The 26,652-nt window shown below is 70.3% G+C and carries 21 protein-coding genes; 12 read left to right on the top strand and 9 right to left on the bottom strand.

Annotated elements, in window-relative coordinates:
• Positions 1–46: 46 nt before the first annotated feature.
• A complete protein-coding gene (locus ABT115_RS01420) occupies positions 47–1,027 on the top strand; it encodes a hypothetical protein (RefSeq protein WP_351782607.1) in 981 nt (326 codons plus the stop codon).
• Positions 1,028–1,112: 85 nt separating this feature from the next.
• Here ABT115_RS01420 and ABT115_RS01415 read toward each other — a convergent pair whose 3' ends face one another.
• From ABT115_RS01415 to ABT115_RS01395, 5 genes are all read right to left on the bottom strand, one after another.
• The gene (locus ABT115_RS01415; protein ID WP_351782604.1) at positions 1,113–2,648 is read right to left on the bottom strand and encodes a phytoene desaturase family protein; all 1,536 of its coding nucleotides are present in this window, start codon (positions 2,646–2,648) and stop codon (positions 1,113–1,115) included.
• Positions 2,649–2,736: 88 nt separating this feature from the next.
• Entirely contained in the window at positions 2,737–3,336 is a 600-nt protein-coding gene (locus ABT115_RS01410; RefSeq protein WP_351782601.1) for a DUF4126 domain-containing protein, read from the bottom strand.
• Between the two features lie 382 nt (positions 3,337–3,718).
• Entirely contained in the window at positions 3,719–4,330 is a 612-nt protein-coding gene (locus ABT115_RS01405; RefSeq protein WP_351782598.1) for a TetR/AcrR family transcriptional regulator, read from the bottom strand.
• A 29-nt stretch (positions 4,331–4,359) separates the two neighbouring features.
• Positions 4,360–6,447, bottom strand: coding sequence for a YhgE/Pip family protein (locus ABT115_RS01400; protein ID WP_351782595.1), 2,088 nt, complete (start codon positions 6,445–6,447; stop codon positions 4,360–4,362).
• Complete coding sequence (locus tag ABT115_RS01395) at positions 6,419–7,207, bottom strand: ATP-binding cassette domain-containing protein (protein WP_351782592.1); 789 nt, start codon at positions 7,205–7,207, stop codon at positions 6,419–6,421. The genes ABT115_RS01400 and ABT115_RS01395 overlap by 29 nt, the downstream gene beginning before the upstream one ends.
• A gap of 166 nt (positions 7,208–7,373) precedes the next feature.
• Between ABT115_RS01395 and ABT115_RS01390 the strand changes: the two genes are divergently transcribed.
• From ABT115_RS01390 to ABT115_RS01380, 3 genes are all read left to right on the top strand, one after another.
• Complete coding sequence (locus ABT115_RS01390) at positions 7,374–7,877, top strand: SAV_6107 family HEPN domain-containing protein (RefSeq protein ID WP_351782589.1); 504 nt, start codon at positions 7,374–7,376, stop codon at positions 7,875–7,877.
• Positions 7,878–8,060: 183 nt separating this feature from the next.
• Positions 8,061–8,819 carry a class I SAM-dependent methyltransferase gene (locus tag ABT115_RS01385; protein WP_351782586.1) on the top strand — a complete coding sequence of 253 codons (759 nt, stop codon included), beginning with the start codon at positions 8,061–8,063 and terminating at the stop codon, positions 8,817–8,819.
• 293 nt (positions 8,820–9,112) lie between these two features.
• Positions 9,113–9,505 carry an SCO2097 family morphological protein gene (locus ABT115_RS01380; RefSeq protein WP_351782583.1) on the top strand — a complete coding sequence of 131 codons (393 nt, stop codon included), beginning with the start codon at positions 9,113–9,115 and terminating at the stop codon, positions 9,503–9,505.
• A 97-nt stretch (positions 9,506–9,602) separates the two neighbouring features.
• On the opposite strand, the gene ABT115_RS01375 is transcribed toward ABT115_RS01380, so the two are convergent.
• The 4 genes from ABT115_RS01375 to ABT115_RS01360 form a co-directional block, all read right to left on the bottom strand.
• Positions 9,603–12,026, bottom strand: coding sequence for a transglutaminase TgpA family protein (locus tag ABT115_RS01375; RefSeq protein WP_351782580.1), 2,424 nt, complete (start codon positions 12,024–12,026; stop codon positions 9,603–9,605).
• Positions 12,023–13,417, bottom strand: a complete 1,395-nt coding sequence (locus ABT115_RS01370) for a DUF58 domain-containing protein (RefSeq protein ID WP_351782577.1) — start codon at positions 13,415–13,417, stop codon at positions 12,023–12,025. The genes ABT115_RS01375 and ABT115_RS01370 overlap by 4 nt, the downstream gene beginning before the upstream one ends.
• Entirely contained in the window at positions 13,417–14,460 is a 1,044-nt protein-coding gene (locus ABT115_RS01365) for an AAA family ATPase (protein ID WP_351782574.1), read from the bottom strand. The genes ABT115_RS01370 and ABT115_RS01365 overlap by 1 nt, the downstream gene beginning before the upstream one ends.
• A gap of 240 nt (positions 14,461–14,700) precedes the next feature.
• The gene (locus tag ABT115_RS01360; RefSeq protein WP_351782571.1) at positions 14,701–15,264 is read right to left on the bottom strand and encodes a beta-class carbonic anhydrase; all 564 of its coding nucleotides are present in this window, start codon (positions 15,262–15,264) and stop codon (positions 14,701–14,703) included.
• Between the two features lie 543 nt (positions 15,265–15,807).
• Here ABT115_RS01360 and rsmH point away from each other — a divergent pair.
• The 8 genes from rsmH (at position 15,808) to ftsW (ending at position 26,652) form a co-directional block, all read left to right on the top strand.
• Positions 15,808–16,773, top strand: a complete 966-nt coding sequence (rsmH, locus tag ABT115_RS01355; RefSeq protein WP_351782568.1) for a 16S rRNA (cytosine(1402)-N(4))-methyltransferase RsmH — start codon at positions 15,808–15,810, stop codon at positions 16,771–16,773.
• 49 nt (positions 16,774–16,822) lie between these two features.
• Entirely contained in the window at positions 16,823–17,416 is a 594-nt protein-coding gene (gene ftsL / locus ABT115_RS01350) for a cell division protein FtsL (RefSeq protein ID WP_351782565.1), read from the top strand.
• Between the two features lie 4 nt (positions 17,417–17,420).
• Positions 17,421–19,403, top strand: coding sequence for a peptidoglycan D,D-transpeptidase FtsI family protein (locus ABT115_RS01345; RefSeq protein ID WP_351782562.1), 1,983 nt, complete (start codon positions 17,421–17,423; stop codon positions 19,401–19,403).
• Positions 19,404–19,421: 18 nt separating this feature from the next.
• Positions 19,422–21,149, top strand: coding sequence for a UDP-N-acetylmuramoyl-L-alanyl-D-glutamate--2,6-diaminopimelate ligase (locus ABT115_RS01340; RefSeq protein WP_351782559.1), 1,728 nt, complete (start codon positions 19,422–19,424; stop codon positions 21,147–21,149).
• 4 nt (positions 21,150–21,153) lie between these two features.
• Positions 21,154–22,560: a UDP-N-acetylmuramoyl-tripeptide--D-alanyl-D-alanine ligase gene (locus ABT115_RS01335; protein WP_351782556.1), complete on the top strand. Its 1,407-nt coding sequence runs from the start codon at positions 21,154–21,156 to the stop codon at positions 22,558–22,560.
• Entirely contained in the window at positions 22,557–23,627 is a 1,071-nt protein-coding gene (gene mraY / locus ABT115_RS01330) for a phospho-N-acetylmuramoyl-pentapeptide-transferase (RefSeq protein ID WP_351782553.1), read from the top strand. The genes ABT115_RS01335 and mraY overlap by 4 nt, the downstream gene beginning before the upstream one ends.
• Before the next feature lie 5 nt (positions 23,628–23,632).
• The gene (gene murD, locus ABT115_RS01325; protein ID WP_351782550.1) at positions 23,633–25,090 is read left to right on the top strand and encodes a UDP-N-acetylmuramoyl-L-alanine--D-glutamate ligase; all 1,458 of its coding nucleotides are present in this window, start codon (positions 23,633–23,635) and stop codon (positions 25,088–25,090) included.
• Positions 25,091–25,203: 113 nt separating this feature from the next.
• Complete coding sequence (ftsW, locus tag ABT115_RS01320) at positions 25,204–26,652, top strand: putative lipid II flippase FtsW (RefSeq protein ID WP_351782547.1); 1,449 nt, start codon at positions 25,204–25,206, stop codon at positions 26,650–26,652.

The following is a 26,652-nucleotide window of genomic DNA, read 5'->3' as shown; positions in this document are numbered from 1 at the left end:
GGCCGTACCCGCCACGACCCGGGCGGTGGCCGTAGGAGGGGCGGGCATGGGCTGGACAGTCCTCTACATCGCGTTCGGAATCGTCGCGCTGTGGCTGCTCGGTGAGGTGCTCCTGCAGTACAAGGCGCGCCTTCGCTGGCGTCTGCTCGCCTTCGCAGGCTTCTGCTGCGTGGTCGTCGGCGTACTGATGCCGTCCGTGTTCGTCATCGCCGTCGGCACGATTGCGTTCGCGACCGGTCAGACCTACGTCACGCTGTCCTTCCGGCGCGGCTTCTCGACCGGCTGGGCGATAGGGGGCGGCCCCGGCGAGAGCCGTCGCCGCCGGGGCGGGAGCGACCGAGACAGGCGCGAGCCCACTCTCGAGGTGTCGGACCTGGAGATGGAGCACGACGAGCAGGTCTTGCAGCGGGCGGACGCCGTGGCACCGGGCCCTGCGGTCTACGAGTTGGAGCCGCTGCCGGACGACACGGGGCAGTACGGCATCTACGGCGATCACCCGCAGGCGCAGCAGGGACAGAACCAGGGCGGGCAGCCCGGGCAACAGCCCCAGCACGCCGCGTACGACCCCTACGCCGACCACTCCGCGTACGCGGCGGCGGGCCAGGACGTGTACGCAGGTCAGGGCTCCTTTGCAGGTCAGGGCTCCTTCGGCGATCAGGACCCCTTCGCCGGGCAGGAGTCCTTCGCCGGGCAGCACGACTACGGCACGGGCCAGCAGCAGTACGCCGCGTACTCCGACCCGTACATCGGGACCGGCACCACCGGCGGCTCCACGCAGTACGTCTCGTACGACAGCTACGGCAACGGCTACGACAGCCACGGCAACGGCTTCGACAGCCACGGTGGCCGACAACAGCAGTACGCCGCCGATCCGTACGCCCTTGAGACCCCGCCCGGCGGTGTCTGGGTGCCTCAGCAGCGCGAGGGCGAGCAGTACCCGTCCGCCCCCCCGGAGCAGCCCACAGAGCCTGCCCCGTACCCCAACGGCTACGACACCGGCTACAACGAGCAGCCGTACCGCTACTGACGGGCGGCCCGGCAGGGGCAGGGGTCTGCAGGGGTGACCGAAGACAGGACGACCCGGCACCCCGGAGGCGCCGACGGCCTCTCCCTCATTGGGAGCCCCGGAACCCGTCCCCCTCCACGATCAGCCCGGCGACCAGAGCCCCCGACATCCCCGCGTGGGCCAGCCCGCCACCCGGATGCGACCAGCCACCCGCGGTGTAGAGCCCCGGCAGCCGGGTGCGGTTGCTCGGATGCAGATACGCGCCCTTTGCCCCGGCCAGCGCGGGCGCGGGCACCGAGCCGTCCTCGGTGCCGGTGTCGGTCGCCGTCTCGGCCGGGGTCCGCACCTCGGCGTGGAGCAGCCGCTCCCGTATGCCGGGCACGGCCGCACCGGCCGCCTCGATCAGTGCGTCGGCACACCGCTCGCGCAGCGCCGTGTCCATCCAGTCCACCGCCCCGTGCGGGGCGACCGTCGCCATCAGCGTCACTGCCTCGTGCGCGTCGTCGGGGCGGGTCGACGGGTCGTCCGGGCGCAGCACTGTCACCGTGGGACGGTCGGCGAGCCCTCCGCCGAACACCGCCTCGCGCTCCGCCGCGCCGTCCGCCGGGTGCACCAGGGTCCGGTGTACGGCATCCGCGGGCCGGGCGCCGCGCAGCGACAGCAGGACCAGGAACCGGCCCGGCACCACCCCCTGCCCCTGCCCCTGCCCCTGCCCCTGCCGAGGCTGCGCCGCGACATCGCCGTCCCGCCAGAGCTCCTGACCGGGCACCAAACCCGGATGCGGACGGGCACCCAGCACCACATGCTCGGCCTCGGCAACCGTTCCGTCCAGGAGCTCGACGCCCGCCGCACGGCCGTCCTTCTCGACGACCCGGGCCACCTCGCCGCCGAAAACGAACTCCACCTTCCGGGCCAGACACCGCTCGTACACCGCCTGTGCCAGGGCCCGGATCCCGCCGGAGACGTACCAGCTGCCGAAGGTCTCCTCCATGTACGGCAGCAGGGCGGCCGCCGCCGGGGCGCGCAGCGGGTCGAGCCCGTACGACAGGGCGTACCCGTCGAGCAGGGCGGCCAGCCGGGGGTCCGAGAGCTCCCACGCGCCGACCTCCGTCACCGTGCGCGCCTGACGGGCCGAGCGCAGCAGTCGGCGCTGCCGGATCGCCGGATACGGATCACGGCCGAGCACCTGCCAGTCGGAGCGCAACGGCTCCTCCAGCAGCGGACGCCGGGACCGGTCCCAGGCGTCGCGGGCCCGGTCGAGGAACTCGCCCCAGGCCGCGCCCGCGCCGTCCCCGAGCGCGGTGTCCAGGGCGGCGACCACCCCGGCCCGTGAGGCATTCGGCAGCGAGACCGCCGTGCCGTCCGCGAAGATGTGACGGCTCGCCGGATCGACCTGGGTCACGGTGACGCACTGCTCCAGCGGCTCCTTGCCCGTCTTCACGAACAAGTCGCGGTAGACCGCGGGAAGATGCAGCAGCGTGGGACCGGTGTCGAAGGCGAAGCCCTCATGGGCATACTGGCCGACCGAGCCGCCGAAGGTCTCCGACCGCTCGTACACCGTCACCCGGTGGCCTGCCACGGCGAGCCGAGCAGCCGCCGCCATCGCGCCCATCCCGGCGCCGATCACCGCAATTCGTGCCATGCCAGTGACCTTAACGGCCGCCTGTGACACTCACGCCCTCCCCCACGACATGGAGCGGGCTCTCGACGCCCTGCCACTCCACCACGGACTACGGGACAGCCCTTAGGCGGTTCTCCTCGCGGCGCCGGGCGCTGCGGCGCAGGAACCGGCGGATTCGGGAAGCCAGGAAGATCAGCATCACCATGCCGAGCAGCAGCAGTGCCGCGGCGATGACCGCGGCCGCCAGCGGATGGAATATCGCGAACGTGACGATCCCCGCGACACCCAGATCCTCGGCCATACTCACCGCGAAATTGCTGAACGGCTCGGGGGAGGTGTTGACCCCCATCCTGGTGCCGGCCTTCACCAGATGGCTCATCAGCGCGGTGGAACCGCCGACGGCCCCGGCCGCGAGCTCCGGCAGCGAACCGCTCTCGCCGGCCAGCAGCGCCGCCACGACGGCACCGGCGACCGGCCTGACGACCGTGTGCACCGAGTCCCAGACCGAGTCCACGTACGGGATCTTGTCCGCCACCGCATCGCACAGGAAGAGCACACCGGCCACGACGAGGACATCGGTGCGCTGCAGCGATGAGGGCACCTCGTCGGTGATCCCGGTCGCGCCGAAGACACCGAGCAGCAGGACCACCGCATAGGCGTTGATCCCGCTCGCCCAGCCGCTCGTGAACACCAGAGGGAGTACGGACACGGACGCGATCGTAACCAGGCGCCGATCGGCTCGGAGTGGGGTTCGGTGCGCGCCCTGAGTATCTGTACCCAGACAACGAAATGAGTAGGTGCGCGGATGGGCCCCCACCTGCGCGGACGGGAGAGTGGACCCCACGGAAGGGCGCGGCACCGGCACCGCCGACACGGGGCGGCGGAACGGGCGCGGCGCTCCTTCCGGTACGGGGGAGCACGACGGAGAGCCCGATGACCACGGGGGAAGACGGGGGTCACGGGGGAGGTTCTCCGGCTGCACAGCAGACGCCGGTCCGGCGCAGGCTCGGGGGGATCGAGCCTGCGTCGGACCGGCGTCTTTGTGTGTGCTGGTGTGCCTGGCCGCGTCGGTGTGCCCGGCCGGGGGCGGGTCAGCGCCCGCTGACCCGCCCGTGCAGCAGCAGCGACAGCGCCGAGTGCACGTCGTCGATCGACCGCTCCGGCTGGAACGCCTGCCAGTCCAGGGCCGCCACCAGCACCATGCCGACCAGGGCGGCGGCCGTCAGCGGGATGTCGATCTCCTCACTGAGCTCACCGTTCTTCACGCCCTCGCGCAGCACCTCCTCGACCACGGCGACAGCCTCCTGACGCACCACCAGGAGGGTCCCTTGCCAGGCCCTGTTGGTGCGCCACAGCTCAGCGACGTACAGCTGGGTGAAGGCCGGGTAGCGGTCGATGAAGGCCAGACCGGCCCTGATCATCTCGTCCAGGGCCTCGACCCGGGTGCCACCGCGTCGCTCGGTCCCCTCTGCCGCCGAGCGCAGCGATGCCGTGAGCAGGCCGACGCCGTGGCGCAGCAGCTCCTCGAAGAGCTCGGTCTTGCTCTTGAAGTTGTAGTAGACCGTGCCCTTGGCGACCCCGGCGCGCTCGGCGATCTCGTCCACCGTGGTCGCCGAGAAGCCCTTCTCGGCGATGAGAGTCACGGCCGCCTCGTAGAGCTTCTGCCGGGTGGCCTGGCGGCGCGTGGTGCTACTGCTTTCCATGTCCCTGATTCTCACAGGTCCGGGCGTGCTCACAGGCTCAGCTCCGGGTGAAGCCGGTCCAGAGTCCACACCTGCTTGCGGCGCGCGGCGACCGCGGTCAGGGCGAGGGCCCCCGCAGTGAAGGCCAGCAGCACCGCGCTGCCCTGCCAGACCGGGCCGAGGTCGCCTCCCGTGATCAGCCGGCGCAGCCCGTCGACGACGTAACTCATCGGCAGGTAGGGGTGGATCGCGTTGAAGAATCCAGGGCTGGTCTCGACGGGATACGTACCACCGGCCGAGGTCAGCTGGAGCATCAGCACCGCCAGCACCAGAATTCGTCCGGCAGCCCCGAACCGGGCGTTGAGCCACTGCACGATCGCTGTGAAGCAGCAGGTCACGAGCGCGAGGAAGCCGATCGTCCCGGCGGCACGGGTCATCTGCAGACCGATTCCCCAGTGCAGTACGGACATCAGGGCGGCCACCTGCAGCAGACCGATCGCGGCCACCGGCAGCCAGCCCGCGAAGGCGATCCGCCAGGCAGAGGCCCCGGCGGCGAGTGCGCGCCGGTTGAGCGGCTGGATCAGCATGTACGCCACCATCGCGCCGACCCAGAGGGAGAGCGGGATGAAGTAAGGGGCGAAGCCGGTGCCGTAGTTGGGGGCCTTGTGCAGCGCCTTGGAGTCCAGCTGTACCGGGTCGGCCATGACTTCCGTACGCGCGTCGCGGTCCTTCTCGTCGTAGTCGGGGATCTCGCCGGCGCCGTCGTCGAGTCCCTGAGCCAGGGTGCCCGAACCGTCGCTGAGCCGGATCAGCGCGCCGTCCAGATCGGTGGCGCCCTTCTTGAGATTGCTCACACCGGTCTCCAGGTCGGTGGAGCCGGCCTTGGCCGTGGCCAGGCCGGTGTGCAGTTCGTCCGCTCCCTTGGCGACCTCGTGGGCGCCGGTGTTGAGCGAGTTGACCTGCTTCACCGCGGCCTTCAGGTCCTCGTCCAGGTGCGGCGCGCTCTCGGCCAGGTCATTGGCCTGCTGCTGCAGCGTGGTCAACTGGGCTCGCAGCTTCTTCAGACCGCCGTTCTGGTTCGTGACCAGCGCATTCACATCGTCTGCGACCTTTGCGACATCGTCTGCGGCGGCCTTCGCGCGCTCCAGCGGCGGGCAGACGGTGGGGTCGGCGAGCGGCTGCTTTGTGCAGCTGGTGCGGTAGACCTCGGCCAGGTCGTCGGAGGCCGTGTGGGCGGCGGTGGCCGCGGTGGGCGCCGATTTCACCAGCAGGTCGAGGTTGTCCCGTATGGTCTGCGAGGCATCGGCGACCAGCCGGGCGGTGTCGCCGATCGACTTGCCGTTGTCCTTCAAGAACGGGCGGACATCGGCCGCCACCCCGCTGACCTTGTCAGCGAGCAGTTGGGTGCCCTCGGCGACCTGCCGGGAGCCGGTTTCGAGGTCGCCCGCCCCCTCGTTCAGCTTGGTGATCCCACCGGCCAGACTGCTGCTGCCGGCCTTGGCATCCTGCAGCCCGTCAGCCAGATCCTGCGATCCCTTCTTCGCCTGGCTGATGCCGCCCTTGAGGTCGTCGGCACCCTTGGCGGCCTCTGCCGTCGCGTCATGGATGTCGGAGAAGCCGATGAAGATCTGGTCGAGGTAGCTGCGCGAGGCACTGGTGGACGCGGCGGTGCGCACCTCGGAGAACACCGTCCGGGAGATCTGCCCGACGATGTAGTTGTTGGCGTCGTTGGTCTGCACCTGGAGCGCGCCGGTCTCGGGGGAGTCACCCGAACTGGACGCGATCTGCTTGCTGAAGTCCGACGGCATGGTGAGCGAGAGGTAGTACGTACCGTCCTCGACGCCCTTGTGCGCCTCGGCGGAACTCACCTCGTGCCACTCGAAGGTCTTGGAGTCCAGGAGTTCACCGGTGATCTCGTCGCCGACCGCGATGTGTTTTCCGGCGGCGGTGGCGCCCTTGTCGTCGTTGACCAGCGCGACCGGGATCTTGTCGAGGCGGCTGTACGGGTCCCAGAAGGAGCACAGGTACAGGGCACCGTAGAGCAGCGGCAGCAAAAGGAGTGCGATGAGTGCGGCGATCGGCAGCTTTCCCCTGCCGAAACGCTTCAGCTCAAGCGCGGCCAGTCTCGGCGAACGCATCGGCCGCCCCCTCCTCGGTCGTGGTTTCCTCGGCTGCGGTGTCCTGCGCGTCCGTCGGTGCGGCCGTGGTGTCGGTACGTACGGTGATGGCGCCCTCGGGTGCCTGGCTGCACACGGCGAGCACGGTCGTCCCGCTGTCGGCGATGGACCGCAGCAGCTCCCAGGCCTGAGCCCGTTCGGAGTCGGAGAGCTTGAGATCGGTGTCGTCCACCGCGAGCAGCTGGGGACGGCCGATCAGTGCGAGGGCTATGGACAGCCGAAGCGCCTCCAGTCGTTCCAGATCCCGTACGGAGGTCCGCTCGGCCTTGGGCAGCGTGGCGGGGTCGAGTCCGGCGGCGTCCAGAGCCACGTCGATCCGTCCCCGCGCGGCCGCGCTGCGCTCGGCGCGCGGACGCAGCAGAGCGCGCAGCGAGCCGTCGAAGCGGCGCTGCAGCAGCGCCCGCTCGCGCAGGTGCTCGGCGACGGTGAAGGCCGGGTCGAGCTCGCTGACCCCGGGCACCGGGCCCAGCGCACTGATGCGGCGTACGGCGGCCATCTTGCGCGGCAGGCGCAGTCCGCCGATCTCTGCCTGGCCCTCGGTGGGGCGCATCCGGCCGGTGAGGGCCAGCAGCAGGCAGGTACGGCCGGAGCCGGACGGGCCCTCGATCGCCACGAGTGAGCCGGGGCCGGCATTGATGCCTACGCCGCGGAAGGCCCAACCGCGTGGTCCCTTGAGCCCGAAATCCTCGGCGGTGACAGCTGCCCTGTGCGGGCTGTCCACAGACTCTCCTCATCGTTTGGACTGACTGGTCAGTGCAAAAAATAGTCCGGACTCGCGATCGAAGCAAAAGAGCAGGTCAGGGGGCGGTGAGCCCGATTGTCAGTGGTGCCCCTCACGATGGATGCATACGGCTACGAAGCCGTTACACGAGACAGGAGGTTTCGTCATGGCCCACTTGTCGGCAGCAGCCGCAGCCCGGCGCCGCGCAGACGGCCCTGCCCCCTCACTGACCGGTCCGGCAGACGATGTCCATCCCGTTCTGCGCCGCACCACGGCGTCGCCCGCCGCCCTCGATCTGCTCGCCCAGGCCCGCACCGGCCTCGACGAGGCCGCCGTTCTCCACGTGCCGAACGAGCGGTATGCCACCGCCCACCTCGCCGCGCTGCGCACCGCAGCCGCCGTGCTCGCCGTGCGGGGACGCCCCGAGACATCCAGGCGGCGCCGGGAGCGGATCCGCAGCGTCTGGGAGGTCCTCCCGGAAATAGCCCCCGAGCTGGCCGAATGGAGCGCGCTGTTCGCCTCCGGCGCCCGTCGCAGGGCCCGCGCGGAAGCCGGTATACCGGGCGCGGCGAGTCGGCGGGAGGCCGACGATCTGCTGCGGGACGCGGCGATGTTCCTGCGCCTGGTCGAGCGGCTGCTGGCGCTTCAGGGGCTGTCGGACGACCTCTGATCGGTCGGCCACGCCCGGGCGCACACGCTTCCCGCGTTACCGAGATGCCGCAGGCCCGGAAAGGAACGGCTTGACGCGGGATGACCGCTACGGGGGCGTGAGGCAATAGGGTGGACACCACAACCACCTGCACTTTCACGCTCCGCCTGTCAGTGGCGGCACCGTGCCGAGGAGTCATCTGCCGTGTCGGACCAGCTGCGCCCCCGAGCCTCCCTCCGTACCGCCGTGGTCTGGGATGTCCTGAAGGACGCCCTCGACCGCCAGGTCAAGGCGACCGGCAGGGACGCCCTGGATGTCCTGGACACCGGCGGCGGTACCGGTAACTTCGCGGTGCCGGCAGCCCGTCTCGGCCACCGGGTCACCGTCGTCGACCCCAGCCCCAACGCGCTCTTCGCCCTGGAGCGCCGAGCTGCCGAGGCTGGGGTCGCCGACCGGGTCCGCGGGGTCCAGGGCGACATCCACGGCCTGTTCGAGGTGGTCGAGCGCGGTGGTTACGACGCGGTGCTGTGCCACGGAGTCCTGGAGTACGTGGACGACCCCGCCGAGGGTGTACGCAACGCGGTCGAGGCGCTCCGCCCGTCCGGTGCGCTCAGCCTGCTCGCCGCCGGGCTCGGCGGTGCGGTCCTGGCCCGGGCGCTCGCCGGTCACTTCACAGAGGCCCGGCAGGTGCTCAGCGACCCGGCGGGCCGCTGGGGCGACGGGGACCCGGTGCCCCGGCGCTACACCGCGGAGCAGCTCACCGAGCTGGTTTCCGAGGCGGACGTCGAGGTCGGAGCGGTCCACGGCGTACGGATTTTCGCCGACCTCGTACCGGGCGTCCTGGTGGACACCGAACCCGGTGCCATGGAGGCCCTGCTCAGGCTGGAGGCGGCCGCGGCCGAACTGCCCGCCTTCCACTCAGTCGCGACGCAGTTGCACGTTCTGGGCACGAAGCGCGCCTGAGCCCGGTCGCAGGCCCGTGGTAGGTCAGCTGTAGCGCGGCTGATCAGGGGCGCAGCCGCAAATGGAGTACGCCCCAGGACCCCCGATCGGGTGCTTGGCCCCGTATGATCAGGGGACACCATCCGGCATGACGGATCGGAGGTTGGGGAATCAACGCCTCAGCAGCTGAGCCGTCGTGGCGGCCCGGACTGGCTGATTGGCAAAGAGGGCGGGTTTCACGGGGGCGAATCCCTGCCTATCCTGGAAGGGCCGCATACCGGCCGCCCCCCGCGGCCGACGACGAGGAGGACTCCGTGCCGCTCTCGGAGCACGAGCAGCGAATGCTCGAGCAAATGGAGCGAGCGTTGTACGCCGAAGATCCCAAGTTCGCGACAGCGCTCGAGGGAAGCGGGCTGCGTACGTACACCCGGCGACGGGTCTACCAGGCGGTCGCAGGATTCCTGGTGGGTATCGCGCTCCTCATGGCCGGAATGGTCGCCCAGCAGATCTGGATCAGCGTGGTGGGGTTCCTCGTCATGCTCGGCTGTGCGGTCCTTGCGGTCACTGGTTGGCGCAAAGCACCCAAGCCGGGCGAGCGGCAGGCAGCCGGAGGCGGTGGCGAACGCCGACACCCCAGGCAACGCCGGACCGTGATGAATCGGATCGAGCAGCGGTGGCAGCGCCGCCGTGACGAGCAGGGGCAATAGGGCCTCGGAGAATCTTGGTTGAGGGGCGGCCGCATTACTGCGGCCGCCCCTCACGTGTGCAATTGAGAACAGCGGCGGGCCGCAGAGCAGGCCCCCGTCACCCCTGTTGGCGGGACGGCCGCCGTAGCCAACCCGTCCACCGGCCCCGGCCCCACCGCGCCGCCCACTTGACGGTGAACGCCGCCCAGCGATCCGAGACTGCCCAGATCACCCGAACGGCCGAGCGCGGTGCCGCGACTGCGCGGATCCGGGCGAACCGGCTGACCGAAGCCCGCAGTCCGGCCCGTACCGTCTCCACGTCCTCGGCGAGCCCGGTACCCGACCGGGGCTCCGGGGCGTAGAGCACCTGCTCCACCGCCCCCGCCATCCGGTGCACCGCGGCGGCCTCGTCGGGGGCGAGCTGCCCCAGCCGCGCCACCCGGGCCGCCGCCTTGCGCGGGGTCTGGGAGTCGTCCGGCTCGATGCCGTGGTCCCACGCCGTGTCGATGATCTCCCGCCAGGCAGCCAGCGTTCTGGCCGTCGCATCAGCCGGTGTACGTCCGGCGGAGAAACTCAGCCTGCGCCTGCGCGCCCGAAGCCGCCAGAGCATTGGCAGCAACGGCAGCGTCAGGATCACCAAGGCGACCAGGCCCAGACCGAGGACGGTGCCTGCCGGCGTCCCGGAATCCTTTGAAGCCACCACCCCCGGCGACGCCGAGCTGCCGCACTCACCCTGCTTGCGCATCTGGGCCGGGCAACTGTCCGAGACGGACGGCGCGACCGTCGGAGCGGCCGAGGCGCCCTTCTCGGGCTGGTCCGGGTCGGATGTGCCGCCGGCCGGGGCGTCCGGCTGGGTGTAGGACGGGGCGGTGCCCCGCGCCGGGGTCGGTTCGAAACGGGTCCACCCGACGCCCTCGAAATACAGCTCGGGCCAGGCATGCGCATCGCGCAGCCCCACCGACACCGAACCGTTCGGCTGTGCGGTGCCAGGAGTGAAGCCCACCGCGACCCGGGCCGGAATACCCAGCGTCCGCGCCATCGCGGCCATCGTGAACGAGAAGTGGACGCAGAAGCCCTGCTTGTCCTTCAGGAACCGGCCGATCGCCGCGCTCCCAGTGCCCGAATTCACCGAGGTGTCATAGGTGAAGCCGCCCTCCGAGGCGAAGAAGTTCTGCAGCTTCACCGCAGCTTCGTAGTTGTTGGCGGCGCCCTTCGTCACCCTGTCCGCAGTCTGCCTGACCACCTTCGGCAGGGAGCTGGGAACAAGGGTGTACTCGCGCTGCAGAGCGGCCGGCGGGGCGCCTGCCGCGGCGAGCTGATCGGCGGTCGGCTGGACCATCAAACTGGTGACCTGGTACTGCGCACCGCGGGTCGTCTCCCCACGGTCACCGACGAGCGTCCGCCCCATCGGCTCGTACCGCCAGCGCCCGCCGATCCTGACCTCGGTCGCGGGATAGGGGAGCGGCAGATAGGTCTGCTGGTACGACTGGGACGCGGAGATGTTCGACTTGACCTCCGTGACCATCACGTCCGGGCCAAGGCCCTGCGGGGCCGGGAGCGGCTTCGGCACATCCTCCAGGCGGCGCGTGGAAGGCCGCCACTCGTTTCCGTTGAACTGGTCCAGGGCCAGGATCCGCAGGTAGAAGCCCTGCGGATCAACGGAATTGGTGCGGTAGGACATCACCTCCCGGTTCTCCGGCTGGTTCAGATTGTTCTGCAGCGAGACCAGGGGGTTGACCGCGGAGATGGTGCCGCCGCCGCTCCCCTTGCCGTTCGTGCCGCCCGTACCGGCCAGCAGACCGCTGTCGAGCGCCGGCACTGCCGCCGGTACGACCAGTGAGACCCCAAGCGCCACCGCACCGATGCGGCGTCCGGTGCGGACCGGGGCCGTCGGGCGGCCGCCGGAGATCGCCGCACCGACTGCCGAACCCCCCGGGGATCTGGTCGCGCCGCTGAAGATCCGCCCCCACTGGGAGAGCCGGTCCTGGCCCTCGGCCAGCAGAAGCAGCAGATAGCCACCAGCCGCGAGCAGGAACCAGAGCCAGTCCGCTCCGCCTTCGGCAAGTCCCGCGGCGACCGAGTACAGCGCAAGGAGCGGCAGACCGGCCGCCGCCGCGCTGCGGAACGTCACAGCGAGGGCGTCCACCACCAGGCCGACCACCAGCACACCGCCGATCAGCATCAGCCGGATGCCGTCCGTCACGGGCGCCGGAGCGGCGTACCTCCCGACATCCTCGGCGCCCGACGTCAGCAGATCCGCAAGCCGCTGGACGGCGTTCGGACCCGGCAGAACACCGGCCAACGCCTGAGTCCTGGCGAACACCACCGTCAGCAGAACCAGCGTGGCCAGCATCTGCACCGCGACGATCAGCATCCGGGGCATGGGCAGCCGACGGGCGAGCGCACCCAACCCGCTCTGGACGGCCAGCAGGAACGCGGCCTGCAGGATCCACCCGGCCGGCTCGACCAGTTGCAGCATCGAACCCGCCGTCATCAGTGTCGCCGCGAAGGCGCACAGCGTCAGCCGACCACGACCGCTCATGACCATCCCCCGGGAAAACCTGTCGTGTCACCTGCGGCGCCGCCCACGGCAGCGGACTGTGCCGTCACGCCCTGGTGTCCCGCCACCTGCTGCCAGCACCGGGCGAGACGGGTCCCGGGCGTCACGGCCACCGCCGTCCAGCCCGATTCGCGCAGCAACCGCAGTCGCCGCTGCGAAGCCGAGCCGGACTCTGTGGGCGGGGCGACGCCCTGCACCCAGTCCGTGCTGTCCAGCACGAACGCGACGGCGCCGCCACTGCGCTGCCTCATGCGCCCCGCCACCGCGACCTGCTCCTCGTCCAGATCGCCGAAGAACGCGATCAACAGCCCTTCGTTGCCCCCACGCAGCACGTCGTACGCACGCGAAAGACCGCCGCCGTCGGAGTGGTCGACCTCCGCCAGGGTGTCCATCATCAGACCCGCGGAGTCGACGGACCCCTGTGCCGATCCGGCAAAGCCTCCTTCGCCCGCGCCCGGAACCGCGCTCCCGTCGTCGGTCAGCAGCCGGACAGCGAAGCCGCGCTCCAGCATGTGCACCAGAGTGGACGCCGCCCCGGACACCGCCCACTCGAAGGCGGAGTCGGGCCCCGCTCCCTGGTAGGCGATCCGCCGGGTGTCGAGCAGCACCGTGCACCTGGCCCGCTGCGGCTGCTCCTCGCGGCGCACCATCAGCTCGCCGTAGCGCGCGGTGGAGCGCCAGTGGACGCGGCGCAGATCGTCGCCGTGCCGGTAACCGCGCGGAATCACATCGTCATCACCGGCGAGCGCCAGCGAACGCTGCCGTCCCTCGCCGTACCCCGAGGCTTCGCCCGCCAGCCGTACCGGTGGCAGCGGCTCGGTCCGCGGGATCACGACGAGGGTGTCGTACCCGCTGAACGAACGGGTCAGCTCGCACATCCCGAACGGATCGGTCAGCCGCAGCTGGAGCGGCCCCAGCGGATAGCGACCACGCAGATCCGACCGCACCCGGTAGGACACGTCGCGGTGGCCGCCCGCCTCCACCCGGTCCAGCACGAACCGGGGCCGCGGCCCGAGCACATAGGGCACCCGGTCCTGCAGCATCAGCAGCCCGGTCGGCAGCCGGGACACGTTCTCCGTCCTCAGATGGACCCGTGCGTCCGTGCCCGCGGGCACCCGGGACGGCGAGAGCCGGCGGGTGCCCGTGACCCGGTAACGGGTGCGGACGAGCGCCATCACGCAGACCAGCGGCAGCGCGACGAGCAGCAGCCCGACCCGCAGCAGTTCCGCGTGCCCCAGCACGTACGCGCAGACCGCCGCGGCGACACCGGCCGCGAGGAAGGAACGCCCACGTGTGGTCAGCCCGCTCAGAGCGGCTCGCGGGCCGCTCCTGTCGTCGCCGTCGTCCGGCGCGGCCTGCCCCCCGGCGGTCATCAGACCCGCCGCGCGCCGGACTGCTGCCGGCCGTGCACCGGACGGTCCGGTTGATGCTGGGGCCGCACCCGACCGCCGTCGGCGGTCGGTACCGGCGTCTGCTGGAGGATTTCCAGCACCACCTGCTCGGACGTGCGGTGGTTCAGCTGGGCCTGTGCCGTCGGCAGCAGCCGGTGCGTGAGCACCGCGACCGCCAGCGCCTGCACATCATCCGGCAGGCAGTAGTCCCGGCCGCTCAGTGCCGCGGAGGCCTTCGCCGCGCGCAGCAGATGCAGGGTGGCACGCGGCGAGGCGCCGAGCCGGAGATCGGGATGGCTGCGGGTGGCCCCGACGAGCTCCACCGCATACCGCCGCACGGCTTCGGCCACATGAACCGTGCGTACCGCTTCGATCAGCTTCACTATGTCGTGCGCGTGCGCCACCGGCTGCAGATCATCGAGCGGCGAGGTCCCGCCGTGCACGTCGAGCATCTGCAGCTCGGCGTCCGCACTCGGATAGCCGATCGACACCCGGGCCATGAACCGGTCGCGCTGGGCTTCGGGCAGCGGATAGGTGCCCTCCATCTCCACCGGGTTCTGGGTGGCCACCACCATGAACGGGTTGGGCAGCTCGTACGTGTGTCCGTCGATGGTGACCTGGCGCTCCTCCATCGACTCCAGCAGCGCCGACTGAGTCTTCGGCGAGGCCCGGTTGACCTCGTCGCCGATCACGATCTGGGCGAAGATCGCGCCCGGTTTGAATTCGAAGTCGCGCCGCTGCTGGTCGAAGATGGACACACCGGTGATGTCCGAAGGCAGCAGGTCCGGTGTGAACTGAATGCGCCGCACCGAGCAGTCGATGGACCGCGCCAACGCCTTGGCCAGCATCGTCTTGCCGACCCCGGGGACATCCTCGATGAGGAGATGTCCCTCCGCCAGCAGCACGGTCAGCGAAAGCCGTACGACCTCAGGCTTGCCCTCGATCACGTTCTCCACCGACCTGCGCACCCGCTCCGCAGTCGTGGTCAGATCTGTGAGGCTCGCTCGATCGTCATAGGTCGTCACCCGGCCCTCCTCGGCCCTGCCCCACGCTCGCCAGGAGCAGGGGATACCCCATTCAGAGACCGACGCGCATGTAGCGGCCCGGCCCACCCCGAAACACGGACCCCCTCCGGAAACATCCGGAGGGATCATAGGCGCATTCTTGTTGCCGATACCGCTTCGTGTCACTCGCCTGTGGATAAGTGGGTGCGATATGTCGGGGTCGGTGGGGTTATCGGGTCTGGGTGAACATCGTCCGGGCAGTCAGGAGACGGGAAGGACCTCGCGCAGCAAGCCGCTGGTCACATCGAAGACGAAGCCGCGGACGTCGTCGGTGTGCAGCAAGAACGGCGAGGTGCGCACGCGCTGTATCGACTGCCGTACGTCCTGGTCGGCGTCCTTGTACGCCTCGACCGCCCAGACCGGACGCTGACCGACCTCCACCTCCAGCTCATGGCGGAATTCCTCGGTGATCGATTCCAGGCCGCAATTCGTGTGATGAATGAGTATGACGCTACGGGTGCCGAGAGCCCGCTGGCTGATGGTCAGAGAACGGATCACGTCATCGGTGACCACGCCGCCCGCGTTGCGGATGGTGTGGCAGTCGCCGAGCGAGAGGCCCAGCGCGTCGTGCAGGTCGAGCCGGGCGTCCATGCAGGCGACCACGGCCACGCGCAGTACTGGCTTGGCATCCATGCCCGGGTCGTTGAATTCGGTGGCATACCGGACGTTCGCCTCGACGAGGCGGTCGGTGACTGTGCCCCCGGTGCGGGCCTGGCCGGCAGAGGGCACGGCAGACTCGACAGGGGAGTGCGCTGAAGTCGACATGGATATGACGTTAGCTCTCCCCGCTGGTCCCGTCGTGCTGTGAGAAGGGACAAAGAAGGTCAACGAGGCTTGTGTGAGGTAGTCCACTAAGGGCTGTCCCGTAATCCGTGGTGGATCAGCGCGCGGCGTCAGATGCGGTGCATCGCAAGGCGGAGGGACATCCGCATACTGGATGTATGCGGACGTTCCGACAGCGCGGCGAGGTGCCGTAGCTGTCGTCGCGCGCCCGCCAGGGATTACGGGACAGCCCTTGGCCTCATAGCTGTACATTCGACCGGGTGAACAGCGGGCGAGGTGACGCGCTGCCCGGTTGATTGATCGGGAATCGATCGAATGGCAGGGTGGACTAAAGTGACGGGAAGTTACCGACACCCTGCACATTCCGTAGATTTCCCCCGTGTGTGCGGCGTACGTACGGTCCGGCCCTCTCCCGCTCGCCGGTCGACCGGCGCTCCTTCCCCGGCGCCGGCCGGCCTCCCCTTCTGAGCGGGCGGGGACCAGGCCGTACGTACAGCCACACGGGACCTGAGCCTGAGAGGGCGCATGAGCCAGACCCGACACGTCCCGGTGATGCTCCAGCGGTGCCTGGACCTGTTGGCCCCGGCTCTGGAGGCGCCCGGCCCGCCGCAGCCCGTGGTCGTCGACTGCACCCTCGGCCTCGGCGGACACAGCGAGGCGCTGCTCTCCGCCTTCCCCTCCGCGCGGCTGATCGCGCTGGACCGGGACAAGGAGGCGCTGCGGCTCTCCGGCGAGCGGCTCGCCCCGTACGGAGACCGGGCCACCCTGGTGCACGCGGTCTACGACGAACTGCCCGAGGTGCTCGCCAGGCTCGGCATCCCCAAGGTTCAGGGCGTCCTGTTCGACCTCGGCGTCTCCTCCATGCAGCTGGACGAGGCCGACCGCGGATTCGCATACGCGCAGGATGCCCCGCTCGACATGCGCATGGACCAGACGACCGGCATCGCTGCCGCCGAGGTGCTCAACACGTATCCGCCGGGCGAACTGGTACGAATCCTGCGGGTGTACGGCGAGGAGAAGCAGGCCAAGCGGATCGTCTCCGCGATCGTGCGTGAGCGCGAGAAGGAGCCGTTCAGCAACAGCGCCCGACTCGTCGAGCTGATCCGTGACTCGCTGCCGCAGGCCGCCAAGCGCACCGGCGGCAACCCTGCCAAGCGCACCTTCCAGGCGCTGCGCATCGAGGTCAACGGTGAGCTCGCCGTCCTGGAGCGGGCCATTCCGGCCGCCGTGCAGAGCCTCGCGGTCGGCGGCCGTATCGCCGTCCTCTCCTACCACTCGCTGGAAGACCGGCTGGTCAAGCAGGTCTTCGCGGCGGGCGCCGCCACCACGGCGCCGCCCGGACTGCCGGTCGTGCCCGAGCGCTATCAGCCCCGGCTGAAGCTGCTGACCCGCGGCGCGGAGCTGCCCACGGAGGAGGAGGTCGCCGAGAACCGGCGCGCCGCTCCCGCCAGGCTGCGCGGGGCCCAGCGGATCCGCGAGGAGGAACGATGAGCGTCCGGCGTCCGGGAACCCGGACACCGGCGACGCCCGGGGCGGGGCGGTGACCAAGCCGGCCGGGCAGTTGAAAGGGCGGGCGGCGCGGCTCGCCCGGCTGATGCCGACCGGGCCCAGCAAGGCAGCCCGTACCCCCTTCGTCCTGCTGGTCGTGCTGCTCCTCGGTGGCGGTCTGATCACCCTCCTGGTACTCAACTCGGCCCTCAACGAAGGGTCGTTCAGGCTGAGCGAGCTGAAGAAGCAGACCACGGAGCTCACTGACGAGCAGCAGGCCCTGCAGAATGACGTCGACAACTACTCCAAGCCGGATGCGCTGGAGAAGCGCGCCCGCGAACTGGGCATGGTGCCCGGTGGCAGCCCCGCCTTCCTCGACGCGGAGGGCAAGGTCCGTGGCGTACCCGCCGAGGCCAGCGCCGATCCGGCCCCCGCAGCGCCGCGGAAGCTCAGTACCCACGGGAAGCCCCCCGCGACCGCACCGTCCGTCGGCGCACCGGCGGACGCCACCGCCTCGCCCTCGCATTCTCCCTCGGCGCCGGCCACCCCTTCGGGCGCCGCCCTGAAGCCCAGCACCCCCGCGGCACCGCCCGCCGGACAGCCGCGTACCCCGGCAGACCAGCCCTCGACGAGCCCCGGCAGGTGACGCAGTGTCTCCCAAGGAACCACCGCGTCGCCGGGTCTCCGGTCCCGCGCGCCCCCGCAGCGCCGCAGGCGGCCAGGGGCGCCCCCGGCCCGCTGCACGCCGCCCCTCCTCCCCGGCGCCACGCGCCCGCGCGCCCCGCAACCGGCCCGCGCGCCCCCTCCGCCTCGGCAGCCCGCGCCCCCGGCTCCGTCTGGTAAGCCTCGCCCTGACGCTCGTCATGCTGGTGTTCGTCGTCCGGCTCCTCCAGGTCCAGGCCGTCGACGCCAACGCGTACGCGGCCAAGGCCGAGGAGAACCGCTACTTCAGCCACACGATCTCCGCCGAGCGCGGCCAGATCACCGACCGCAGCGGTATCGCGCTGGCCACCAGCGTCGACGCGTACGACATCACCGCCGACCCGTCGATGTTCACGCCCGAATTCAGCAAGGCCCCCGACGCGCCCCAGCAGGCAGCGGCGCTCCTCGCCCCGATCCTCGGTGCCGACGCCGCCGAACTGACCGCGAAGCTGTCCGGGAAGGGCCGGTACACCGTCCTGGCCCGCCGCCAGACCCCGCAGGTCTGGAATCAGATCAAGGACCTCAAGTCCGTCTTCGCCGAAAAGGCCGCGAAGGACAAGGCGGCCGGCGGTCCCGGAGCCAATGTGCTGGCCGGGGTTTTCCAGGAGCCGACCACCAAACGCGTGTACCCCAACGGAGAGCTCGCCGCCGGGGTACTCGGTTACGTCAACGCCGACGGCAAGGGCGCGGGCGGCCTCGAATTGCAGATGGACAAAGAGCTGGCAGGTGAGGACGGCAAGATCCAGTACGCCCAGTCCGGCGGCCGGCGGGTGCCCACCGCGGGCACCAAGGAGGTCCCGGCCGTCGCCGGGTCCGACGTCGAGCTGACCATCGACCGCGACATCCAGTGGGCCGCCCAGCAGGCCATCACCGACCAGGTGAAGAAGTCCAAGGCGGACCGCGGCTATGTGATCGTGCAGAACACCAGGACCGGCGAGGTACTCGCCATGGCCAACGCACCCGGCTTCGACCCCAACGACCTCTCGCAGGCCGATGCGGCGTCGCTGGGCAATGCGGCGCTCCAGGACGTGTACGAGCCAGGCTCCACCAGTAAGGTCATGTCCATGGCCGCCGTGCTGGAGGAGGGGGTAGCCACCCCCGGCACCCATGTCACCGTCCCCAACCGACTGCACCGCGGCGACCGGCTCTTCAAGGACGACATAGACCACCCCACCTGGTACCTGACGCTCAACGGCGTACTCGCCAAGTCGAGCAACATCGGCACGATACTGGCCGCCGGAGAGCTCGGCGAGACCCAGGCCGAGGCCAACAAGGTCCTCTACTCCTACCTGCGCAAATTCGGGATCGGCTCACCGACCGGTCTCGACTACCCGGGTGAGAGCCCCGGCATCCTCGCCAAGCCCGAGGACTGGTCGACCTCGCAGCAGTACACGATCCCGTTCGGCCAGGGCCTCTCGCTCAACGCCATGCAGGCCGCCTCCATCTACTCGACGATCGCCAACGGCGGGGTACGCATCGCGCCCACGCTGGTACGCGGCACCGAGGGCCCCGACGGCCACTTCAAGGCCGCCGCCGCTCCCGAACGCACCCGGGTGGTCAGCGAGAAGACCGCCAAGTCGCTCGCCGCCATGCTGGAGTCGGTGGTCGGTGACGAGGAGGGCACCGGGACGAAGGCCCAGATCCCGGGCTACCGGGTGGCGGGCAAGACCGGTACGGCCAACCGAGTCGATCCGGTACGCGGCGGCTACCACGGATACACCGCGTCCTTCGCGGGCTTCGCACCCGCCGACAACCCGCAGATCACCGTCTACTGCGCGATTCAGAACCCGACCAAGGGCAGCTACTTCGGCGGCCAGACCTGCGGACCGATCTACAAGCAGGTCATGGAGTTCGCCCTCAAGACCCTCCAGACCCCACCGTCCGGCAACAAGCCGGCCAGGTTGCCGGTGTCCTTCCAGCCCGGCGAGTGAACACGGGGATACCAGCCAGTGACAACCATCACCCCCGATCCCGGGAACCGGAACCGGAACCACCAGAGCCCCGCCCCCTCATTTCGCGAGAGGCCGGGTGGGCCCGGTACGCTCACCGCCGTGCCCCACGCTGATCAGTTCCAAACCACCCAGAAGGACGCCCCTGTGAATCACCCGGGAGCGCCCCGCCCGGATCGGCTCAAGCCGACACCCCTCGGCGAGCTGGCAGCCCGGCTGGGAGCCGAACCGCCGGGAACCGGCGAGGTCACCGGCATCACCCACGACTCGCGGGCGGTCCGCCCCGGTGATGTGTACGCGGCCCTGCCGGGTGCCCGCTTCCACGGCGCCGACTTCGCCGCCCAGGCGGCAGGCCTCGGCGCGGCGGCGATCCTCACCGACCCGGCCGGCGCCGAGCGCGCCGCCGCCACCGGGCTGCCGGTACTGGTCACCGAGGACCCGCGCGGCCGGATGGGCGAACTCGCCGCCGAGATCTACGGACAGCCCGGCGCCGACCTCCTCCAGATCGGCATCACCGGAACCTCCGGCAAGACCACCACTGCGTACCTCATCGAGGGCGGCTTCCGGGGCGCCGGGCGCGCCACCGGGCTGATCGGCACCGTGGAGTCGCGGATCGGCGACGAGCGCATCAAGTCCGAGCGCACCACCCCCGAAGCCACCGACCTGCAGGCCCTGTTCGCCGTCATGCGAGAACGCGGCGTCGACTCGGTGACCATGGAGGTTTCCAGCCACGCCCTGGTGCTCGGCCGGGTCGACGGCTGCGTCTTCGATGTCGCGGTCTTCAACAACCTCAGCCCGGAGCACATGGAGTTCCACTCCGGAATGGAGGACTACTTCCAGGCCAAGGCTCAGCTCTTCACCCCGCTGCGCAGCCGGCAGGGCGTCGTCAACTTCGACGACGAGTACGGACGCAGGCTGGTCACCGAGGCATCCGTCCCCATCGTCACCTTCTCCGCCGAGGGCCACCCGGACGCCGACTGGCGCGCCGAGGACGTCGAAGTCGGACCGCTGGGCTCCACCTTCACCGTCGTCGGCCCCAAGGCCGAGCGGATCGCCGCCAGGGCCCCGTTGCCCGGCCCGTTCAACGTCGCCAACACCCTCGCCGCGATCGTCACGCTCGCCGTCGCGGGCCTCCACCCGCAGACCGCGGCCGACGGCGTCGCCGCCGTTCCGGGCGTCCCCGGCCGGCTGGAACGCGTCGACGAAGGACAGCCGTACCTCGCAGTCGTCGACTACGCGCACAAGACCGACGCCGTCGTATCCGTGCTGCGCTCCCTGCGGAAGGTCACCGAGGGCAGGCTGCACATCGTGCTCGGCTGCGGCGGCGACCGCGACACCACCAAACGCGGCCCGATGGGCGCCGCCGCGGCCCGCCTCGCCGACACCGCCGTACTGACCTCCGACAACCCCCGTTCCGAGGACCCCCTCGGAATCCTCGCCGCAATGCTCGCGGGCGCCGCCGAGGTGCCCGTCCACGAGCGGGGCGACGTCCTGGTCGATGCCGACCGGGCCGCGGCCATCGCCGCCGTGGTCGCCCGTGCCGAGCCCGGTGACACGGTGCTGATCGCCGGCAAGGGCCACGAGCAGGGCCAGGACATCCACGGCGTGGTACGCCCCTTCGACGACCGCGTGGTCCTGCGCGCGGCCATCAAGCGCACCCTGGGGCACAGCAGCACCGAGAGTGCCGCCCCCCGCGCCCACACCCACGAGAACAACAGTCAGGGATGACCAAGTGATCGCCCTTTCCCTCGCCGAGATCGCCGAAATCGTCGGCGGGCAGTCGTACGACATACCGGATCCGGCAGCGACCGTCAGCGGGCCTGTCGTCATGGACTCCCGAGAGGTGAAGCAAGGCAGTCTGTTCGTCGCCTTCGCCGGCGAGCGGGCCGACGGCCACGACTTCGCGCAGGGCGCCGTCGAGGCGGGCGCGGCAGCCGTGCTGGCCGCCCGCCCCGTCGGTGTTCCGGCGATCGTCGTCGACGACGTCGTAGCCGCGCTGGGCGCGCTCGCCCGCGCCGTCGTCGGCCGCCTCGGCACCACCGTCGTCGCCCTCACCGGCTCCGCGGGCAAGACCTCCACCAAGGACCTCATCGCCCAGCTCCTCGAACGCAAAGGGCCCACCGTCTACCCGGCGGGCAACCTCAACAACGAGATCGGTCTGCCGCTCACCGCGCTGCGCACCACCGAGGACACCCAGCACCTCGTCCTCGAAATGGGTGCACGCTACATCGGCGACATCCGTTACCTCACCGGCCTCGTCCCGCCCCGGATCGGCCTCGTTCTCAACGTCGGCACCGCCCACATCGGCGAGTTCGGCGGCCGAGCGCAGATTGCCCAGGCCAAGGGCGAGATGGTCGAGTCCCTGCCCGAGGACGGCCTCGCCGTACTGAACGCCGACGACCCGCTCGTGCGCGCCATGTCCTCCCGTACGAAGGCCCGGGTGCTGCTCTTCGGTGAAGCCGCGGATGCGGACGTACGGGGAGAGAATGTCCGTCTCAACGACGACGGGCGCCCCACTTTCAAGCTCCACACACCCACCGGGTGCAGCGACGTGACCATGCGCCTGTACGGTGAGCACCACGTGTCGAACGCGCTCGCCGCGGCCGCCGTCGCCCATGAGTTGGGCCTGTCTGCAGACGAGATCGCCGAAGGGCTCTCCGAGGCGGGCACCCTCTCCCGCTGGCGCATGGAGGTCACCGAGCGTCCGGACGGCGTGACGTTCGTCAATGACGCCTACAACGCGAACCCCGAATCCATGAGAGCAGCGCTGCGCGCGCTGGCCGCCATGGGGAAGGGCCGGCGTACGTGGGCGGTGCTCGGCCCCATGGCCGAGCTGGGCGACGCCTCGCTCGCCGAGCACGACGCGGTCGGACGGCTCGCCGTCCGGCTCAACGTCAGCAAGCTCGTCGCAGTCGGGGGCAGAGAAGCCTCCTGGCTGCAACTGGGCGCATACAACGAGGGTTCGTGGGGTGAGGAGTCGGTGCACGTGTCCGACGCACAGGCTGCCGTCGACCTGTTGCGCAGTGAACTGCGCCCGGGAGACGTCGTGCTGGTGAAGGCGTCCCGGTCGGTCGGCCTGGAGCAGGTCGCCATGGCACTGCTGGAGAACGCGTCCGAGGGCGAGGTCGCCGGCCGATGAGGCAGATCCTCTTCGCGGGGGCCATCGGGCTCTTCCTGACCCTGGTCGGAACTCCGCTGCTGATCAAGCTGCTGGCCCGCAAGGGATACGGGCAGTTCATCCGGGACGACGGCCCGCGCACCCACGGGTCCAAGAAGGGCACGCCCACCATGGGTGGCATTGCCTTCATCCTGGCGACGAACATCGCGTACGTCCTGGCGAAGGTGATCACCGGCGAGGAGATGCGCTACTCCGGTGTGCTGGTGCTCTTCCTGATGACCGGCATGGGTCTCGTCGGCTTCCTCGACGACTACATCAAGATCGTCAAGCAGCGTTCGCTCGGCCTGCGGGCGAAGGCGAAGATGGCCGGCCAGCTGATCGTGGGTATCGCCTTCGCGGTGCTCTCGCTCCAGTTCGCCGACGCCCGCGGCAACACCCCGGCCTCCGACAAGCTGTCGTTCGTCACGGACTTCGGCTGGTCGATCGGCCCGGTGCTGTTCGTCGTCTGGGCCCTGTTCATGATCCTCGCCATGTCCAACGGCGTGAACCTGACGGACGGCCTGGACGGCCTGGCCACCGGTGCGTCGGTGATGGTCTTCGGCGCGTACACCTTCATCGGGCTGTGGCAGTTCCAGGAGTCCTGCGCCAACGCGACGACCCTGACCAACCCCAACGCCTGTTTCGAGGTGCGCGACCCACTCGACCTCGCGGTCGTCGCCTCCGCGCTGATGGGCTCCTGCTTCGGGTTCCTGTGGTGGAACACCTCGCCCGCCAAGATCTTCATGGGTGACACCGGCTCGCTCGCTCTCGGCGGCGCCCTCGCCGGTCTGGCGATCTGCTCCCGTACGGAGCTCCTGCTGGCCGTGCTCGGCGGTCTCTTCGTGATGATCACCATGTCCGTGGTGATCCAGGTCGGCTCCTTCAAGATGACCGGTAAGCGGGTCTTCCGGATGGCGCCGCTCCAGCACCACTTCGAACTCAAGGGGTGGTCCGAAGTCCTTGTCGTGGTCCGCTTCTGGATCATCCAGGGCATGTGCGTGATCGTTGGACTCGGGCTCTTCTACGCAGGATGGGCAGCCGAGAAGTGAGCAACATGGACTGGCAGGGCAAGCGCGTCACCGTCGCGGGACTCGGGGTCTCCGGAATCCCGGCGGCCCGCGTGCTGCACGGCCTCGGGGCCGTCGTCACGGTGGTCAACGACGGAGACGACGAGCGTTCACGTGCGCAGGCCGCCGAGCTGGAGGAATGGGCTGCGGCGCGCAGCGCCTCCGGCAAGGGCGGTGGTGGGCGACGGGTGGGAATCACCGTGCGCCTCGGCGACGGGGCGACCCTGCCCGAGTCCACCGAGCTCATCGTCACCACCCCCGGCTGGAAGCCCGACAAGCCGCTCTTCACCGCAGCCGCCGAGGCGGGCGTCCCGGTCTGGGGCGACGTCGAACTCGCCTGGCGGCTGCGCGGCCCCGATGCGGCACCCTGGCTCGCGGTCACCGGCACCAACGGCAAGACCACGACCGTACGGATGCTCGCCTCGATCCTGGAGGCGGCCGGGCTGCGCACCGCCGCCGTCGGCAACATCGGCGTATCCCTCCTCGACGCCGTCCTCGGCGACGAGAAGTACGACGTACTCGCCGTCGAACTGTCCAGCTACCAGCTGCACTGGGCGCCCTCGCTGCGCGCCCACTCCGCGGCAGTCCTCAACCTGGCCCCCGACCACCTCGACTGGCACGGCTCCATGGAGGCGTACGTCGCGGACAAGGGCCGGATCTACGAGGGCAACCGCGTCGCCTGCGTCTACAACGCGGCCGAGAAGGCGACCGAGGATCTGGTGCGCGAGGCCGATGTCGAGGAGGGCTGCCGCGCCATCGGCTTCACTCTCGCCACCCCGGGCCCGTCCCAACTGGGCGTCGTCGACGGCATCCTCGTCGACCGCGCCTTTGTGGCGAACCGGCAGAAGCAGGCCCAGGAGCTCGCCGAGGTCACCGACGTCAACCCGCCGGCCCCGCACAACATCGCCAACGCCCTGGCGGCCGCGGCCCTGGCCCGCGCCTTCGGTGTCGAGCCCGCGGCCGTACGGGACGGACTGCGGGCCTTCCGCCCCGACCCGCACCGCATCGAGCATGTCGCAGACGTCGCCCAGGTCGCATACATCGACGACTCCAAGGCCACCAACACCCATGCCGCCGAGGCCTCCCTCGCGGCCTACGACCCGATCGTCTGGATCGCCGGTGGCCTCGCCAAGGGAGCCACCTTCGACGAGCTGGTGACCGGGGCAGCGGGGCGGCTGCGGGGCGTCGTACTGATCGGCCGCGACCGGGCCCTGATCCGTGAAGCCCTCGCGCGACACGCCCCCGAGGTCCCGGTGGTCGACCTCGACCGGACCGACACTGGGGCGATGTCCGAGGCGGTCCGCGAGGCGGCACGGCTCGCCCGGCCGGGGGACACCGTACTGATGGCCCCGGCCTGCGCCTCGATGGACATGTTCGTCAATTACAACAAGCGGGGCGAGGCGTTCGCGGACGCGGTCCGCGCACTCGCCGCCGAGAGCGCCTGAGGGACCCGGCCCCCGCGCCATACTGTCCCGGACGACCGGGTGCGGGCGGCCGCGCCACGGGCCCCGGCCCTCGGCGGCAGCCCCGGGCACGAGCAGTGGAGGGGACAGCGACAATGCCGGCCGAAGAGAGCCCTGCCGCGCTCCGTGGGGACCGCTCACGGGTCACCGCGGCGATCAGCCGGGCGCTCACCCCGCCCCTGCTCGCGGCGGCGGGCTCCCGGGCGCCTCTCGGCCCCGCCCTGCGGGTCCGGTCGGTCACCGGCTCCCGGCGCCCCCCGGCGCCACGCTCCAAGGGGCGCTCCACCGGCAGCCCCCGCTCCCCCCGCGGCGGCGGTGTGCGGCGGATGTACGAGCAGGCACGCCGGGCCTGGGACCGCCCTCTGACCGCGTACTACGTGATCCTGGGCGCCAGCCTGCTGCTCACCGTGCTCGGCCTGGTGATGGTCTACTCCGCCTCGATGATCAAGGCTCTGGAGCTGGACAAACCCGGCACCTACTTCTTCCGTAAACAGTTCCTCGCCGCCGTCATCGGCGCCGGACTGATGGCTCTCGCTGCCCGGATGCCCGTCAAACTGCACCGGGCGTTCGCCTATCCGCTGCTCATGGGAACCGTCTTCCTGATGGTGCTGGTCCAGGTGCCGGGGATAGGGATGTCGGTCAACGGCAACCAGAACTGGATCTATCTGGGCGGCCCCTTCCAGCTCCAGCCCAGCGAGTTCGGGAAGCTCGCCCTGGTCCTGTGGGGCGCTGACCTGCTCGCCCGTAAACAGGACAAACGGCTGCTCACGCAGTGGAAACACATGCTCGTACCGCTCGTCCCGGTTGCTTTCACACTCCTCGGGCTGATCATGCTCGGTGGTGACATGGGCACTGCGATCATTCTCACGGCGATCCTGTTCGGACTACTCTGGTTGGCCGGGGCGCCCACGCGGCTCTTCGCCGGGGTGCTCGCCTTCGCCGGAGCGATCGCCTTCGTGCTGATCAAGACCAGTCCGAACCGGATGGCCAGGCTCGACTGCATCGGTGCCAGCGAACCAGGCCCGGGGGATTCCTGCTGGCAGGCCGTGCACGGCCTCTATGCTCTGGCGTCCGGCGGATGGTTCGGTTCCGGGCTCGGTGCAAGTGTGGAAAAATGGGGTCAACTACCTGAACCGCACACCGACTTCATCTTCGCCATCACCGGGGAGGAACTGGGGCTGGCGGGGACGCTGTCGGTACTCGCCCTCTTCGCGGCTCTAGGCTATGCGGGTATCCGCGTGGCCGGACGCACGGAGGATCCCTTCGTGAGGTACGCCGCGGGAGGTGTGACCACCTGGATCACGGTGCAGGCCGTGATCAACATTGGTGCGGTGCTCGGCCTGCTGCCGATCGCCGGTGTCCCGCTCCCGCTGTTCTCCTACGGAGGATCGGCCCTGCTGCCGACCATGTTCGCTGTGGGACTGATGATCGCGTTCGCGCGAGAGGACCCCGCCGCGAAGGCGGCCCTGGCCATGCGAAGGCCCGGGGTGAGATGGAAGACGATGAGACGGCGCGTCAAGAAGCGTCCGTCCGGAGAGCGGTGA

Source organism: Streptomyces sp. NPDC001832 (assembly GCF_040297265.1).
Classification (GTDB): domain Bacteria; phylum Actinomycetota; class Actinomycetes; order Streptomycetales; family Streptomycetaceae; genus Streptomyces.
This window is presented reverse-complemented; position numbering and strand designations above follow the sequence as displayed.